General features: G+C 71.8%; 16 protein-coding genes. 10 read left to right on the top strand and 6 right to left on the bottom strand.

Going from position 1 to position 15,758, the window contains the following annotated elements:
• Nucleotides 1-6 precede the first annotated feature (6 nt).
• The 10 genes from CSC64_RS08550 to CSC64_RS08505 all read left to right on the top strand — a co-directional run bounded on the left by CSC64_RS08550 (nt 7) and on the right by CSC64_RS08505 (nt 9,388).
• On the top strand, nt 7-333 hold the full coding sequence (locus CSC64_RS08550) for a YerC/YecD family TrpR-related protein (RefSeq protein ID WP_162434903.1): 327 nt from the start codon (nt 7-9) through the stop codon (nt 331-333).
• Nucleotides 330-1,253 (top strand): ATP phosphoribosyltransferase, encoded by a 924-nt coding sequence (hisG, locus tag CSC64_RS08545; RefSeq protein WP_162434902.1) that lies wholly within the window; start codon nt 330-332, stop codon nt 1,251-1,253. The genes CSC64_RS08550 and hisG overlap by 4 nt, the downstream gene beginning before the upstream one ends.
• Nucleotides 1,250-2,584, top strand: coding sequence for a histidinol dehydrogenase (gene hisD, locus CSC64_RS08540; RefSeq protein WP_162434901.1), 1,335 nt, complete (start codon nt 1,250-1,252; stop codon nt 2,582-2,584). The genes hisG and hisD overlap by 4 nt, the downstream gene beginning before the upstream one ends.
• On the top strand, nt 2,581-3,681 hold the full coding sequence (gene hisC, locus CSC64_RS08535) for a histidinol-phosphate transaminase (protein ID WP_162434900.1): 1,101 nt from the start codon (nt 2,581-2,583) through the stop codon (nt 3,679-3,681). Before hisD ends, hisC begins: the two co-directional genes overlap by 4 nt.
• Nucleotides 3,678-4,769, top strand: coding sequence for a bifunctional histidinol-phosphatase/imidazoleglycerol-phosphate dehydratase HisB (gene hisB, locus CSC64_RS08530; RefSeq protein ID WP_162434899.1), 1,092 nt, complete (start codon nt 3,678-3,680; stop codon nt 4,767-4,769). The genes hisC and hisB overlap by 4 nt, the downstream gene beginning before the upstream one ends.
• A 20-nt stretch (nt 4,770-4,789) precedes the next feature.
• Nucleotides 4,790-5,380 carry an imidazole glycerol phosphate synthase subunit HisH gene (hisH, locus tag CSC64_RS08525; protein WP_202922341.1) on the top strand — a complete coding sequence of 197 codons (591 nt, stop codon included), beginning with the start codon at nt 4,790-4,792 and terminating at the stop codon, nt 5,378-5,380.
• Entirely contained in the window at nt 5,380-6,162 is a 783-nt protein-coding gene (gene hisA / locus CSC64_RS08520; RefSeq protein WP_162434897.1) for a 1-(5-phosphoribosyl)-5-[(5-phosphoribosylamino)methylideneamino]imidazole-4-carboxamide isomerase, read from the top strand. The genes hisH and hisA overlap by 1 nt, the downstream gene beginning before the upstream one ends.
• Nucleotides 6,156-6,929 carry an imidazole glycerol phosphate synthase subunit HisF gene (gene hisF, locus CSC64_RS08515; protein WP_162434896.1) on the top strand — a complete coding sequence of 258 codons (774 nt, stop codon included), beginning with the start codon at nt 6,156-6,158 and terminating at the stop codon, nt 6,927-6,929. Before hisA ends, hisF begins: the two co-directional genes overlap by 7 nt.
• Nucleotides 6,922-7,599: a bifunctional phosphoribosyl-AMP cyclohydrolase/phosphoribosyl-ATP diphosphatase HisIE gene (gene hisIE / locus CSC64_RS08510; RefSeq protein WP_162434895.1), complete on the top strand. Its 678-nt coding sequence runs from the start codon at nt 6,922-6,924 to the stop codon at nt 7,597-7,599. Before hisF ends, hisIE begins: the two co-directional genes overlap by 8 nt.
• 229 nt (nt 7,600-7,828) lie before the next feature.
• On the top strand, nt 7,829-9,388 hold the full coding sequence (locus tag CSC64_RS08505) for a calcineurin-like phosphoesterase C-terminal domain-containing protein (RefSeq protein ID WP_425501701.1): 1,560 nt from the start codon (nt 7,829-7,831) through the stop codon (nt 9,386-9,388).
• A gap of 296 nt (nt 9,389-9,684) precedes the next feature.
• Here CSC64_RS08505 and yddG read toward each other — a convergent pair whose 3' ends face one another.
• From yddG to CSC64_RS08475, 6 genes are all read right to left on the bottom strand, one after another.
• Nucleotides 9,685-10,536 carry an aromatic amino acid exporter YddG gene (yddG, locus tag CSC64_RS08500; protein ID WP_202922340.1) on the bottom strand — a complete coding sequence of 284 codons (852 nt, stop codon included), beginning with the start codon at nt 10,534-10,536 and terminating at the stop codon, nt 9,685-9,687.
• Nucleotides 10,537-10,549: 13 nt separating this feature from the next.
• Nucleotides 10,550-11,248, bottom strand: coding sequence for an acireductone synthase (gene mtnC, locus CSC64_RS08495; RefSeq protein ID WP_162434892.1), 699 nt, complete (start codon nt 11,246-11,248; stop codon nt 10,550-10,552).
• Between the two features lie 67 nt (nt 11,249-11,315).
• Nucleotides 11,316-11,870, bottom strand: coding sequence for a 1,2-dihydroxy-3-keto-5-methylthiopentene dioxygenase (locus CSC64_RS08490; protein WP_162434891.1), 555 nt, complete (start codon nt 11,868-11,870; stop codon nt 11,316-11,318).
• Between the two features lie 149 nt (nt 11,871-12,019).
• Complete coding sequence (locus CSC64_RS08485) at nt 12,020-12,670, bottom strand: methylthioribulose 1-phosphate dehydratase (protein ID WP_162434890.1); 651 nt, start codon at nt 12,668-12,670, stop codon at nt 12,020-12,022.
• Between the two features lie 10 nt (nt 12,671-12,680).
• Nucleotides 12,681-13,982 carry an amino acid permease gene (locus tag CSC64_RS08480; RefSeq protein WP_162434889.1) on the bottom strand — a complete coding sequence of 434 codons (1,302 nt, stop codon included), beginning with the start codon at nt 13,980-13,982 and terminating at the stop codon, nt 12,681-12,683.
• A 118-nt stretch (nt 13,983-14,100) separates the two neighbouring features.
• Nucleotides 14,101-15,639 (bottom strand): amino acid permease, encoded by a 1,539-nt coding sequence (locus CSC64_RS08475; protein ID WP_162434888.1) that lies wholly within the window; start codon nt 15,637-15,639, stop codon nt 14,101-14,103.
• Between the last annotated feature and the right edge of the window lie 119 nt (nt 15,640-15,758).

Here is a 15,758-nt window from a genome sequence, read left to right as displayed (position 1 = left end):
CGTGCCATGAAGCGGCGAGGACAGGAAAACGGCAAGGACGATGAAGGCCTCGACGAGCTCGCCCAGGCCCTGTCCGGGCTGGGCGATGCCGATGCGTTCAAGGCCTTTCTCCAGGACCTGTGCACGCCGGCCGAACTGGAGGCCATGACCGACCGCTGGCGCGTGGTGCCGCTGTTGCAGCAGGGCGTGCCGTACCGCGAGATCCACGAACTGACCCAGGTCAGCGTCACCACCATCGGCCGGGTCGCGCGCACGCTGGAGCGCGGCACCGGCGGTTATGCGCTGGCTTTGCAGCCGCGCGTCCCTTCTTCCAGCGCCAGGGAAACACGATGACGCCCCCCACCGGCCAGAGGCTCGGCACGGCCCCGCGCGACCGCCTGCGCATCGCGATCCAGAAGAGCGGCCGCCTGGCCGAGCCGGCGCGTTCGCTGCTGGCCGCCTGCGGCCTGAGCTGGCGCGAAAGCCGCGACAAACTGTTCTGCTACGGCGAGACGTTGCCGGTGGACCTGCTGCTGGTGCGCGACGACGACATCCCCGGCCTGATCGCCGACGGCGTCTGCGACCTGGGCATCGTCGGCCGCAACGAACTGGACGAGCAGGCCGGCGCGCGCGCGCGCAACGGCCTGGCGCCGGCCTACCGCGCGCTGCGCGGGCTGGGCTTCGGCCAGTGCCGGCTGATGCTGGCGGTGCCGGAGGAATGGGAATGGACCGGTCCTTCTCAACTGCAGGGGCTGCGCATCGCCACCAGCTATCCGGCGGTGCTGGGCAACTGGCTCGACGCGCAGGGCATCGACGCGCAGGTGGTGGAACTGTCCGGCTCGGTCGAGATCGCGCCGCGGCTGGGCACCGCCGACCTGGTCTGCGACCTGGTTTCCAGCGGCGCCACGCTCGCCGCCAACCACCTCCGGCCGGTGGAGAACCTGCTCGACAGCGAGGCGGTGCTGGCCGGGCCCGCGGGCGCGTTCGACGACGCCCGTGCCGGGCTGGCGCAGATGCTGCTGCGCCGGGTCGATGGTGTGCTCCAGCTCAAGGACCGCAAGTTGCTGATGTTCAATGCCGAGCGCGACTCGCTGCCGGCGCTGGAGCGCCTGCTGCAGGACGCCGGGCCGCTGGTCGAGCTGCCGGGAAGCAACGGCGTGCTGTCGCTGCAGGCGATGTGCGAGGGCGCGGTGAGCTGGCAGCAACTGGAGGAACTGGAGCGCGCCGGTGCGCGCGGACTGATGGTGCTGGCGGTGGAGAGGTCGCTGGCATGAGCGCCGTTCCCGCGAATGCAAGCACGCCGGCATGGAACCGGCTGCAATGGTCGGCGCTGGACGCCGGTGCGCGCGAGCGCGCGCTGACCCGCCCGGTGCAGGCCGTGGCCGAGGCCACGCGCCAGGCCGTGGCCGGGGTGCTCGATGCGGTGCGCACGCGCGGCGACGAGGCGCTGCGCGAACTGACCGCGCGCTTCGACGGAGTGCAACTCGATCGCTTCGAGGTATCGCCCGCCGAATTCGCCGCCGCCGAGGCGGCGGTGCCGGCGCAACTGCGCCAGGCCATGCTCGATGCGAAGGGACGGATCGAAGCCTTCCACCGCGCCGGCATGGCGGCCGGCTATGCGGTGGAGACCGCGCCGGGCGTGGTCTGCGAGCGCATGATCCGGCCGGTGCCGCGGGTCGGCCTGTACGTGCCGGCCGGCAGCGCGCCGCTGCCTTCCACCGCGCTGATGCTGTGCGTGCCGGCCGCGCTGGCCGGCTGCCGCCAGGTGCTGCTGTGCACCCCGCCGCGCGCCGACGGCAGCGCCGATCCGGCGGTGCTGGTGGCGGCGAAACTGGCCGGCGTGGACCGGGTGTTCAAGCTCGGTGGTGCCCAGGCGATCGCCGCGCTGGCCTTCGGCACCGGCAGCGTGCCCCGGGTCGACAAGATCTTCGGCCCGGGCAACAGCTACGTCGACGAGGCCAAGCGCCAGGTGGCGCAGTCCGGCGCGGCGGCGATCGACATGCCGGCCGGGCCTTCGGAAGTGCTGGTGATCGCCGACGAGGGCGCCGATGCCGCCTTCATCGCCGCCGACCTGCTGTCGCAGGCCGAGCACGGGCCGGATTCGCAGGTGCTGTTGCTGTCCGACAGCGCTGGCCTGATCGATCGGGTCGAGGCCGAACTGGCCGTGCAGCTGGCCGCGCTGCCGCGCGCGGCTATCGCGGAGAAGGCGCTGGCGGCCTCGCGCCTGGTCCTGGTCGATTCGCTGGACGAGGCCTTCGCGATCAGCAATGCCTACGCGCCCGAACACCTGATCCTGGCCCTGCGCCAGCCGCGCGACTGGCTCGACCGGGTCGAGGCCGCCGGCTCGGTGTTCCTCGGCGACTGGACGCCCGAGGCGCTGGGCGACTACTGCAGCGGCACCAACCACGTGCTGCCGACCAATGGCGCGGCGCGGGCGTGGAGCGGGGTGAGCGTGGCCAGTTTCCAGAACTTCGTCAGCGTGCAGGCGGCCAGCCGCGGGGGCATCCTCGCCATCGGCGATTGTGCGGTGACCCTGGCGCGCGCCGAACAGCTCGATGCGCACGCCAACGCGGTGGCGCTGCGCCTGCGCGGGGCCGCGGCATGAACCGCGCCGGCAACGACGACGGCCTGCTGCGCCTGGTACGCGCGGACCTGCGCGGATTCGCCGGCTATTCGTCCGCGCGCAGCAATGCGCTGCAGGGCGAGGTCTGGCTCAACGCCAACGAAAGCCCTTGGGCGAACCCGGCGGACCCCGGCGGCGGCAGCCGCCGCTATCCCGAACCGCAGCCGCCGGCGCTGCGCGATGCGCTGGCCAGCCTGTACGGGGTCGACCCGGCGCAGCTGCTGGTTGGTCGCGGCAGCGACGAGGCGATCGACCTGCTGGTGCGCGTGATGTGCGAGCCTGGCCGCGACGCGGTGCTGATCACGCCGCCGGTGTTCGGCATGTACGCGGTCGGCGCGCGGCTGCAGGACGCGCCGCTGCTGGAAGTGCCGCTGGTCGATGGCGACGCCGGCTTCGCCGTCGACCTCGACGCGGTCGCCGTCGCGGCCGCGCAGGGCGGGGCGAAGCTGGTGTTCCTGTGCTCGCCGTCCAACCCGACCGGCGCCAGCGTGCCGCTTGACGGCATCGCCGCGCTGGCCGCGAGCCTGCAGGGCCGCGCGCTGGTGGTGGTGGACGAGGCCTACGGCGAGTTCTCCGCGCAGGCGTCCGCGACCACCCTGATGGCCGCGCATCCGAACATCGCCGTGCTGCGCACCCTGTCCAAGGCGCATGCGCTGGCCGCCGCGCGCATCGGCGTGCTGATCGCCGATCCGGCACTGGTGCGGGTCCTGCGCGCCTGCCAGGCGCCGTATCCGGTGCCGACCCCCTGCGCCGAACTGGCCGTGGCCGGCCTGTCCGACGATTCGCTGGCGCGCACCCGCGCGCGCGTGGCCCAGCTCCGTGGCGAACGGACCCGGGTGCAACGGGCGCTGGCGACCCTGCCCGGCGTACTGCGCGTGTATCCCTCCGACGGCAACTACCTGCTGGTGCGCTTCGCCGATGCCGACGCGGCGTTCGCGCGGCTGCTGGCCGCCGGCGTGGTGGTGCGCGACCAGCGCGCTGCGCCGCAGCTGGGCGACGCACTGCGCATTTCCCTGGGAACCCCGGAACAGAACGACCGCGTGCTCGCGGCGCTGGATGCGAAGGAAGCCGCCGCATGAACACCCGTGCCGTCAATGGCCCCGTGCTTTTCGTCGACCGCGACGGCACCCTGATCGAGGAGCCGGAGGATTTCCAGGTCGACGCCTACGAGAAGCTGCGCTTCGTCCGCGGCGTGGTCCCGGCGCTGCTGAAGCTGCGCGACGCCGGCTGGCAGTTCGTGATGGTCACCAACCAGGACGGGCTGGGCACCGACAGCTATCCGCAGGCCAGCTTCGACGGCCCGCACGCGCTGATGATGCAGCTGTTCGAGAGCCAGGGCATCGTCTTCCGCGACGTGCTGGTCGACACCAGCTTCGCCCACGAGAACTCGCCCACGCGCAAGCCGGCCATCGGCCTGGCGCTGCCCTACGTGCAGGACCGCACGGTCGACTGGAAGCGCTCGGCGATGGTCGGCGACCGTCCCACCGACAACGGGTTCGCCGCCAACCTGGGCATCCGCGCGTTCCAGCTGAGGACCGCGCAGTTCGGCGGCGAGTGGGACTGGGCCGGGATCGCGCACGAGCTGGCCGACGCGCCGCGCCGCGCCGTGGTCCAGCGCAACACGAAGGAGACGAAGATCCGGGTCGAAGTGGACCTGGACCGTGCCGCCGAGCCGCAGGTCCACACCGGCCTGCCGTTCTACGACCACATGCTCGAGCAGATCGGCAAGCACGGCGGCTTCGAGCTGAAGATCCACGCCGACGGCGACCTGCACATCGACGAGCACCACACCATCGAGGACACCGCGCTGGCCCTGGGCCAGGCGCTGCGCGAGGCGCTGGGCGACAAGCGCGGGATCGGCCGGTATGGCTTTACCTTGCCCATGGACGAGACCCAGGCCAGCGCCACGCTGGATTTCAGCGGCCGGCCGTACCTGGTGTACGAAGGCGGGTTCAGGCGCGAGCGCGTGGGCGACATGCCGACCGAGCTGGTGCCGCACTTCTTCCGCTCGCTGTGTGATGCCTCGGGCCTGAACCTGCACATCCGGGTCGAGGGCGACAACGACCACCACAAGATCGAGGCCAGCTTCAAGGCGCTGGCGCGTGCGCTGCGCCAGGCGATCCGCCGCGAAGGCGACGCGCTGCCCTCGACCAAGGGGGTGCTGTGAGCCGTGCTGCCGCTGCCCGCGTGGTGGTCGTCGATGCCGGTGGCGCCAACCTCGGTTCGGTCTGCTACGCGCTGGAACGGCTGGGCGTGCGGCCCGACGTGGTGGACGCGCCGGCAGGCCTCGACGGCGCCGACCGGGTGATCCTGCCCGGCGTCGGCGCCGCGCCGGAGGCGATGCGCCGGCTGCAGGCGCAGGGCCTGGTCGAACCGCTGCGCGCGCTGCGGGCGCCGCTGCTGGGGATCTGCCTGGGCATGCAGCTGCTGTACGAGCGTTCGGAGGAGGGCGACGTGGAATGCCTGGGCCTGCTTCCCGGCGTGGTTCGGCGCCTGACCCCGGCGCTGGGCGTCCGCATCCCGCACATGGGCTGGAACGGCCTGCGCGCGATGCGCCCGTCGCCGCTGCTGGACGGCGTGGCCGAGGGTGCCAGCGCCTACTTCGTGCACAGCTATGCCGCGCCGGTGACCGCCGCCACGGTCGCCACCAGCGAGCACGGCGGGCTGTTCACCGCGATGGTGCAGGACGGCCGCCGCTGCGGCGCGCAGTTCCATCCCGAGCGTTCGGCCGCCACCGGCGCGCGGATCCTGCGCAACTTCCTGGAGATGGATTGCTGATGGCGTTCACCGTCTATCCCGCGCTGGATATCCGTGGCGGCCGCGTGGTGCGGCTGGCCCAGGGCGACTACGCGCGCGAGACGCAGTACGGCGACGACCCGCTGCCGCGCGCGGCGGACTTCGCCCGGGCCGGCGCGCGCTGGATGCACCTGGTCGACCTGGACGCGGCCCGGGCCGGCGGCTACACACTGGGTACGCTGCTGTGCGGCATCGCCCGCGACACCGGGTTGCAGGTGCAGACCGGCGGTGGCGTGCGCTCGCGCGAGGACGTGGCCAGGATCCTCGACGCCGGCGCCGCGCGCGTGGTGGTCGGCTCGCTGGCCGTGCGCGAGCCGGAGACGGTGGCCGCGTGGCTGGCCGAGTTCGGCGGCGAGCGGATCACGGTGGCCCTGGATACGCGCCAGGATGCGGCAGGCCAATGGCAGTTGCCGGTACACGGCTGGACCGAGGACGCCGGCGTGACCCTGGACGCGCTGCTCCCGCGCTACGTGCGCGCCGGCCTGCGCCACCTGCTGTGCACCGACATCGCCCGCGACGGCATGCTGTCCGGCCCCAACCTGGATCTGTACGCGCACCTGCGCGCGCTGGCGCCCGGCGTGGCGGTGCAGGCCTCCGGCGGCGTGCGCGACGCCGACGACGTGCGCAACGCGCGCCAGGTCGGCTGTGCCGGCGCGGTGCTTGGCCGCGCGCTGCTCGAGGGCCGCTTGCAGCTGGCCGACGCGCTGGCGCAGGAGGCACGCGCGGCGGACGCCGCGCGGAATGCGGGGGACGGCCCGTGCTGAGCCGCCGCATCATCCCCTGCCTGGACGTGCGCGACGGCCGCGTGGTCAAGGGCGTGCGCTTCCGCGACCACGTCGACATGGGCGACATCGTCGAGCTGGCCCTGCGCTACCGCGACGAGGGCGCCGACGAGCTGGTGTTCTACGACATCGGCGCCAGCCCCGGGGGGCGCTCGGTCGACCATTCCTGGGTCGAACGGGTGGCGCGGCTGATCGACATTCCGTTCTGCGTCGCCGGCGGCATCCGCGACGTGGCAACCGCGCGCCGTGTGCTGCATGCCGGCGCCGACAAGGTCTCGGTCAATTCGCCGGCGCTGGAGCGCCCGGCGCTGGTGTCCGAACTGGCCGATGCCTTCGGCGTGCAGTGCGTGGTGGTGGGCATCGACTCGATCCGCGAGGCCGACGGCCAGTGGCGGGTCCGGACCAACACCGGCGATCCGTCGAAGACCCGCGCGCCGGGCATGCGCACGCTCGACTGGATCGTCGAGGTGCAGCGCCTGGGTGCCGGCGAGATCGTGCTCAACTGCATGGACAGCGACGGCGTGCGCCGCGGCTACGACATCGAACAGCTGCGCCAGGCGCGCGCGCTGTGCGCGGTGCCGCTGGTGGCCTCGGGCGGTGCCGGCGAACCGGAGCATTTCGCCGCCGCGTTCGAGCAGGCCGACGTCGACGGCGCGCTGGCGGCCAGCGTGTTCCACAGCGGCGCCATTCCCATCCCCGCACTCAAGCGCTTCCTGCGCCAGCGCGAAATCGAGGTGCGCGATGCCTGAACCTTCCGCCACGCCGCGGGTCGCCGCCGGACCGACCCTGCTGCCCGAATCGCTGGACTGGGACAAGGGCGACGGCCTGCTCCCGGCCATCGTCCAGGACGCCGACAGCCTGCGCGTGCTGATGCTCGGCTACATGGACCGCACGGCATTGCGCGCCACCCTGGCCAACCGCCTGGTGACCTTCTACAGCCGCAGCCGGCAGCAGCTGTGGACCAAGGGCGAGACCTCCGGCAACGTGCTGGAACTGGTCGGCCTGGAGGCGGACTGCGATTCGGATGCGATCCTGGTGCTGGCGCGCCCGCGCGGGCCGACCTGCCACCTGCAGCGGGCCAGCTGCTTCGCTGGCGCGCCGGCGGTGGAGGAGGCGGCGCCCAGGGAGGCGGCCGACGTGGGCTTCCTCGGCGAACTCGACGCGCTGGTCGCGACCCGCGCCCGCGATCGGCCGGCGGGCAGCTACACCACGCGCCTGTTCGAGGCCGGCGTGCGCCGGATCGCGCAGAAGGTCGGCGAGGAAGGCGTGGAAACCGCGCTGGCGGGCGTTGCGCAGAACGACGAGCAACTGCTGGGCGAGGCCGCGGACCTGGTCTACCACCTGACCGTGCTGCTGCACTCCCGCGGCCTGGCCCTGGCCGACGCGGTCGCCGTGCTGGAGCAGCGCCACCGCCCCTGATCCGTAGCGTTCTCCCTGTAGGAGCCCACTTCAGGGGGCGACCCGAAGGCGCCGGAACGCGGCCGCGATCGGCGCGATCGATCCGGAGGGTCCGCGTTCAACGTGGCGCCGTCAGAGGGAATCGGGTCGCCCCCTGAAGTGGGCTCCTACAATGGGCGGGTCCCGCCGGGTTCCGACCGACATGCCGATCCGTTCTCTGCTCGTATTCCTGCTGGCTGCCGCGTCCTGCATGCAGGCTGTCGCCGCACCAGCCACGCCGGCCGTATCCGCCTCACGCACCATCTCCGGCCAGGTCCATCTGGCGCGCGGCGCGGAACAGGGCTTCGGGCCCGGGCTTGCCGGCGTGGCCGTGTCCAACGGCGTGGACATCGTCCGCACCGACGCGCAGGGGCGCTACCGCATCGATGTCGCGCCGGACGGACTGGTATTCGTGGTCAAGCCGGCCGGCTACCGTTTCGCCGCCGGCGCCGATGGACTGCCTGCGTTCTGGCGGCGGGTGCCGCCCGCGGGGGGGGCGGCTGCCGGCAGCTTCGACTTCAGCCTGGTCGAAGAGGGTGGTCGCACCGCCACTGGCGCCAGGCCGCTGCAGGTGCTGCTGTTCACCGACACCCAGGTCAAGAACACGCGCGACATCGACTACTACCGCCGCGACATCGTCGAGCCCATCGTCGCGTCCATGGACGGTCGCCACCGGGCCGCCTTCGGCACCACCCTCGGCGACCTGGTCGACGACGAAATGCACCTGTATCCGGCGCTCAACGCCGTGACCGCGAAGCTGGGCGTGCCCTGGTTCCACGTGCCCGGCAACCACGATGTCGACCCGGGCTCGACCGGCGACGCCGGTTCGCTGGCGACCTGGAGCGGCGTCTACGGCCCGGACACCTATGCGGTGGAGGAGGGCGGCGCGGCCTTCGTGTTCCTCGACGACGTGGTCGTGCAGGCGGGGCAGGGGCCCGGTTACGTCGGCGGTCTGCGCGAGGACCAGTTCCGTTTCCTCGAGGCCTACCTGGCGCAGCTGCCGCGCGAGCGGCTGCTGGTGCTGGGCATGCACATCCCGGTGTTCGATACCGGCGGCCGCCAGACGTTCCTCGCCGCCGACCGCGCGCGCCTGTTCGCGCTGCTGCGCGAGCGGCCGCGCCTGCTGCTGCTCAGCGGCCACAGCCACGTGCAGCAGCACTACTGGCACGCGGCGAAGGACGGCTGGCAGGGCGCGGCGCCGCTGCACGAGTACAACCTGGGCGCGGCGTGCGGTGCGTTCTGGTCCGGTGCGCCGGATGCGGAGGGCATTCCCGACGCGACCATGGCCGACGGCACGCCCAACGGCCATGCGACGCTGGAACTCGACGGCACCGGCGGCTACGCGCTGGCCTGGCATCCGGCACGCCCGCCGGCGGACGATCCGGCCTTCACCGGCAGCATGGCCCTGCATGCGCCGAAGGTCCTGCGCCGTGGCGCCTATCCGGCTTGGGGCGTGTTCGCGAACGTGTTCATGGGCGATGCCGACAGTCGCGTCGAGTACCGCGTGGACGGCGGCGAGTGGAAGCCGATGCGCCGGGTCGAGCGCGCCGATCCGCGGCTGCTGCTGGAAAACGTCGCCGACGATCTCGCCGCGGCCCTGCGCGGCTTCGACCGGTCGCCGGAAGCGGTGGATTCCACCCACCTGTGGCGTGGTGCCTTGCCTACGGATCTGCCCATCGGCGAACACCGCGTCGAGGTGCGCGCGTTCGACCGCTGGCAGGGCGAGACCCGCGCCGCGACCACCTACCGCCTGGATGAAGTTCCCCTGTAGGAGCCCACTTCAGGGGGCGACGCGATCACGTCTGGAGGCGCCGCGTTGAACACGGACCCTCCGGAGCGGTCGCGTCGAGCGCGGCTGCGTTCCGGCCTCGTCGGGTCGCCCCCTGACGTGGGCTCCTACAGGAGGGCAAAAAAGAAACGCCCCGTGGGGGCGTCTTCGATGGGTCCGCGGCTGGCTGGCGAAGGCTGGCTGGCGCGGATTGCGTGACTGGCGCGCGAGGTGCGGGCTGGTTGCGTGGCGCGCAGTCTAGCCAGCCGCGCCGCGCCGCGTTCAAACGCGAAGCATTCTCAGCGCGAACGCGTGCTCAGCCAGGCACCACCCAGCAGCAGCGCCAGTGCCACCGCCTGCAGCGGATGTGGCTGCGTGCGTCCCGACAGCACCAGCAGCACCGTCGACAGCAGCGGCGCCAGGTAGGACAGGCTGCCGAGCAGGGCGATGTCGCCGCGCTTGGTGCCCGTATCCCACAGCCAGAACGCCGCGCCGGTGGGGCCGATGCCCATCGCCAGCAGCGCCAGCCACTGCACCGGCGTGGGCGCCACGCTGCGCTCGAACCCTAAGTGGACCAGTGCGCCGAGCACGGCCACGGCCAGGCAGGCGACGGTGATCGCCGCGCAGGGCACCTGCGCGTGGCGCCGGTTGAGCACCGAATACGCGGCCCACAGCACCGCCGCGGTGAGCGCGGCCAGGTAGCCGGCCAGGTACGCCGGATCGACCTGCAGGCGCCGCCCGCCGGTCACCAGCAGCACTGCCGCGGCCAGGCCCATCAGCGTGCCCAGCCACTGCAGCGCGCCGATCCGCACGCCGGGCAGGAACCCGGCGAAGACCACGATCAGCAGCGGCCACATGTAGTTGAGCAGGTTGGCCTCCACCGCCGGCGCGCGCTTGAGCGCGATGAAGTACAGCGCGTGGTAGCCGAACAGCGCCGCGGTGGACAGGGCCAGCGCCGACGGCGGCTGGCGCAGTTCCGCCCAGCCGGCGCGGCCGCGCAGGCCCGCGCGCAGCAGGCCGACCGTGCCGGCGACGGCGAAAGCGGTGGCCAGCACCTGGAACGGCGGCAGGCCCTCGGTGGCGACGGTCAGCAGCGCCAGCGACGACCAGAGCAGGATCGCGGCCACGCCTGCGAGGGTGGCCTTGCGCATGGCGTCCATGCGGTTACAGCGGCAGTTCGATGTCGAGGAAGCTGGCGACGCGGGTGTGCCCGTGCGCCGCCTCGCCCTGGCGCGACTCCGGGTAGTCCGCCGGCCGGTCCACCAGCACGGTCTGCATGCCTGCCGTGCGCGCGGCGTCCAGTTCCTCGACCACGTCGGAGAGGAACAGCACCTCGTGCGGCGCAAGGCCGATGGCGCCGACGATGCGGGCATAGCTGTCCGCCTCGCGCTTGCCGCCGACCTCGGTGTCGAACCAGCCGGAGAACAGCCCGGTCAGGTCGCCGGCGTCGCTGTGGCCGAAGAACAGCTTCTGCGCCGGCACCGAGCCGGAGGAGTAGACGTACAGCGGCAGGCCCAGCGCATGCCAGCGCTGCAGGGTCGGCACCGCGTCCGGATAGATCGGTGCGGTGAAGTCGGCGCTGCGGTAGCCCGCTTCCCAGACCAGGCCCTGCAGCGCCTTGAGCGCGGTGTGCTTGCGGTCCTGGTCGATCCAGCCCTGCAGGGTCTCCACGATCATGTCGTCCTGGCACAGCCCGCCGGCCTCGGTGGCCACCGCATCCAGCCATTGCCGCACCTGCGGCTCCTGCGCGTGCGCGCGGACGAAGCCGGGCAGGGCGCGCCGCGCATACGGGAACAGCACGTCGCGGACGAAGGAGATGCTGCTGGTGGTGCCTTCGATGTCGGTGAGGATGGCGCGGGTCATGGCGTCCTGCAAAGACGGCGCGCCTCCGGGGAGGGGCGGTGTGGAATGCGTGGTGTTCGTGGGGCGCTCAGGCCGCTTCCGGCTCGTAGCGCGGGAACTTCTGCGCGATGTCGGTGCCGGTGAAATGGCCGACCCAGCCGTCCGGCTCGGTGAAGAAGCGGATCGCCACGAAGCTCGGCGCCTCGCCCATATCGAACCAGTGCTTCGTGCCGTCCGGCACCGCGATCAGGTCGTCCTTCACGCATTCGATCTCGTACACCCTGCCGTCCACGTGCAGGGTGAACAGGCCCGAGCCGGCGACGAAGAAGCGCACCTCGTCCTCCTTGTGGAAGTGCTCGTCGAGGAACTTCTTGCGCATCTCGCCGCGGCCGGGGTTGTCCGGGGCGATGCTGACCACGTCCACGGTCCTGAAGCCGCGCTCGGCGACCAGCCGGTCGATGTCGGCGCGGTAGGCGTCCATGACCTGTTCGGGCGTGGCGCCCGGCTCGATCGGCTGGCTGGCCTGCCAGCGCTCGAAGGTCACGCCGATCTTCTCCAGTTCGGCGGCGATGGCTGCGCCGTCGCTGCTGGCGAACAGCGGCTGGCCCGGGTCGTTCTCGTCGAAGATGCGCAGTCGGCTCATGGGGTGTCTCACCTGCGGTGGCGCACGCGCGCCGTGGGGGAGGCTAGGTTACCAGCCCGGCCCCGCTCCTCCGACAACACCGGCGCAACGCCCCATCGCAGCCGTGGCGGTAGCGCCGGGCTTGCCTGGCTGCCAGCGCCGGAACGCGGTCAGCCGCGGACGCCGAGCTTGCGCAGCTCCAGCTCGCAGCCGAGCAGGAACTCGAACGCTTCCAGGTGGCGGCGCGCCTCGGCCATGTCGCGGCCCCAGGCGTACAGGCCATGGCCGTCGATCAGGTAACCCCACAGCGGCTGCCGGTCGAGCAGGGCGTCGACCTGGGCGGCCAGCACGGTCATGTCCTGGGTGTTGGCGAACACCGGCACGTCGACCGCGGCCTCGTGGGTGCTGTTGCCGTGGAAGGCCTTGAGCAGCTCGTAGCCCTCCAGCCGCACGTGGCCGGTGCCGGCGTACAGGCGCGAGGCCACGGTCTGCACCGGGGAGTGGGTGTGCAGGACGCAGCCGATCTCCGGGAAGCGCCGGTACAGCTGCGTGTGCAGCAGGGTCTCGGCCGAGGGCCGCAGCGGCCGGCCCACGGCCTGGCCGTCGAAGTCCACGACCATGATGTCGTCCTCGACCAGCCGGCCCTTGTCGCGGCCGGAGACGGTGATCGCGGCGTGGTGGTCGTCGAGCCGGTGCGAGAAGTTGCTGCTGGTGGCCGGGGTCCAGCCGGCCTGCGCCAGCTCGCGGATGTTGTCGATCAGCAGTCGCGCCAGCGGCTGCAGGCGCGCAGGATCGTAGGGGGCGGAAGCGGTGGCATTCATGCCGCGAAGTCTACCGCGCAGGCGGCGGCGACCGGCGCGCGAAACCGCGGTAGGCGGCCCAGCACAGCAGCGCGATCACCAGGCCACCGACCAGGGTCTTCACCGGCGTGGAGTAGACCAGCAGGCCGCAGGCCACCAGCGCGCCCATGCCCAGCACCTGTTCGCGCCGGGCCGGGGGGCGTTCGGGCGTGCCCAGCAGCAGGCTCAGGCCGGCGGCGGCGTAGGCCATCACCACCAGGATCACGACCATCTCGATCAGGATCTCGAACTGGCCCGACACGGTCGGCGACAGGGTCACGATCGCCAGTAGCGTCATCAGCACGGCGATGATGAACAGGCCGGTGCCGGCCGAACCGTTGGCGCGCAGGCGTCCGAACACCGACGGCAGGAACCCGCGCTGCGCCGCGCGCGCGCCCGACTCGCCCGTGACCAGCATCCAGCCGCCGAGCGTGCCGACCGCCTTGAGCGCGGCCGCCGCGGCGATCAGCGGCACCGCCCAGGCGCCGAACATGCGCCCGGCGACCAGCGCGAACGGAGCGCTCGAGTCGGCCAGCTCCGCGGCCGGGACGATGCCCATCATCAGCACCGAGGACACCAGGTAGACCACGCCGGCGATGGCGATGCCACCGAGGGTGGCCAGCGGCACGTTGCGGTCGGGATCGTCGACCACGCCGGCGACCATCGCCCCGGTCTCCAGGCCGATGAAGGCCCAGAAGATCGGCGCCAGCGAATGCATCACCACCGCCAGGTCGGACTGGCCGGACACGTTCCAGGCCGCGCGGTACAGCGTCGGGTCGAAATGGGCCCAGCCGGCGGTGAGGATCACCGCCACCGGCAGCAGGCCCAGCACCACGCACAGCGACTGGAAGCGCGCGATCGGCCGCGGCCCGAGCAGGTTGAGCGCGAACATCAGCCAGATCAGCGCGATCTGCCCGGCCAGGTGCACGCCGGGGGTGTCGGCCAGGGGCAGCAGGATCAGCAGGTAGCCGAACGCGGCGACAGCAATGGCGTTGTTGCCGATCCACGACGAGACCCAGTACATGGTCGTGGCCAGGAAGCTGACATCGCGGCCCAGCGAAGGCCGCACGTAGTCGTCCGGCGACTGCAGGTCAGGGTGGTGCTTCGCGAGCCGGGCGAAGGCCCCGCCCAGCATCATCGCCAGCACCGTGCACAGCAGCCAGCTCAGCGCGGTGACGCCGCCGGACTTGGCCAGCGTGGCTGGAAGCAGGAAGAACCCGGAGCCGATCATGTTGTTGGCGACGACGAAGGTCGCCAGGACCGGGCCGATCTTGCGGGCGGAGGTGGCGCTCATCTGCGCGGTTCCGGAAGGATGGGGCGGTGGTGGAAACGAAGCGGCCGGCACAGGGCCGGCCGCTTCGGGTGTCCGTTGCGGCGTGCACCGCGCGAGCCTTTCGCGCGGTGCCGCCGGGTCAGGCCTGCGGACCTTCGTGGAACGGCGGTTCCGGATCGATCTTCGGGCCGCCTTCCGGGCCGGTGATGCCGCGGGCCAGGTCGCTGTTGCGGTAGCCGTAGGACCAGTAGATCAGCAGGCCCACGATCGCCCAGCCGAAGAACATCGCCAGGGTGTAGATCGACAGGTTCAGGAACAGCAGCAGGCAGCCGGCGATGGCCAGCGGGCACACCAGCCACACCATCGGCGTGCGGAACGGGCGCGGGCGCAGCGGATCGCGCTTGCGCAGGATCAGCACCGCCGCGGACACGGCCATGAACGCGAACAGCGTGCCCGAGTTGGAGATGTCGGCGAGGATGCCGACCGGGAACAGCGCCGCGAAGAGGGCGACGAAGCCGCCGGTGATCATGGTCACCACGTGCGGGGTGTGGAACTTCGGGTGCACCTTCGACAGCCCCTCCGGCAGCAGGCCATCGCGCGACATGGTGAAGAAGATGCGGGTCTGGCCGTACAGCATCATCAGGATCACCGACGGCAGGGCGACCGCCGCGGCCAGGCCGATCAGGTTGCCCAGGCCGGCGAAGCCCATCACCTTGAGCACGTGCGCCAGCGGCTCCTTGCTGCAGACCAGCGCATCGGTGCCCTTGCAGGCGGCGGCCAGTTCAGGGGTGCCCGGATGGATCGCCACGCCGTCGGCGTTGAGCATCGGCTGGGCGCCGATCGCGCCGACCGCGCCGTAGCTGACCAGCATGTAGAAGATCGTGCACACCAGCAGCGAGCCGATCAGGCCGATCGGGATGTTGCGGTTCGGGTTCTTGGTTTCTTCGGCCGCGGTGGAAACCGCGTCGAAGCCGACGTAGGCGAAGAAGATCGACGCGGCCGCGCCGAGCACGCCGATCCCGCCCAGCGGGCTGCCCCAGCCGGTGGGGAAGAACGGCTGGAAGTTCGCGTCCTGCACCGCCGGCACGGTGACGAAGATGAAGGCGGTCAGCGCGGCGACCTTCACCAGCACCAGCACCGCGTTGACCTTGGCCGACTTGGAGGTGCCGATCACCAGCAGGCCGGTCACCGCCAGCGCGATCAGGAAGGCCAGCAGGTTGAAGCTGCCCCCATCCAGCGGGCCGGCCTTGAGCGCGGCGGGCAGTTCCATCCCCGCACTGGTGAGCAGGCCGTTCATGTAGCCGGACCAGCCGACCGACACCGCGCCGGCGGCGACCGCGTATTCCAGCACCAGGGCCCAGCCCACGGTCCAGGCGATCGCCTCGCCGAGCACGCCGTAGGTGTAGGTGTAGGCCGAGCCGGACACCGGCACCATCGAGGCCAGTTCGGAATAGGCCAGGGCGGCCAGGGCGCAGACCACCGCCGCGATCACGAAGGCGAACATCATCGCCGGGCCGGCCTTCTGGCCCGCCTCGGCGGTCAGCACGAAGATGCCGGGGCCGATGATGGCGCCGATGCCGAGCATGGTCAGCTGGAACGCGCCGAGCTGGCGCTTCAGCGACTTCTTCTCGGCAGTCTCAAGGATCTTGTCGAGCGGTTTGACGCGCCAAAAAAGCATCGGTGGGTCCCCTTGCATAACGGTTTACCCCGCCGGAACGGCGGGGCGTGGATGCGCCCGACCTTACCCGGATTGCCTTCCGCCGCACAAGACGAAATCCGCCGGAGGGTGATAATGGC

Source organism: Pseudoxanthomonas koreensis (assembly GCF_010093225.1).
Lineage (GTDB): Bacteria > Pseudomonadota > Gammaproteobacteria > Xanthomonadales > Xanthomonadaceae > Pseudoxanthomonas > Pseudoxanthomonas koreensis.
The sequence above is the reverse complement of the archived record's forward strand: the minus strand, read 5'-3'. Positions and strand labels throughout refer to the sequence as shown.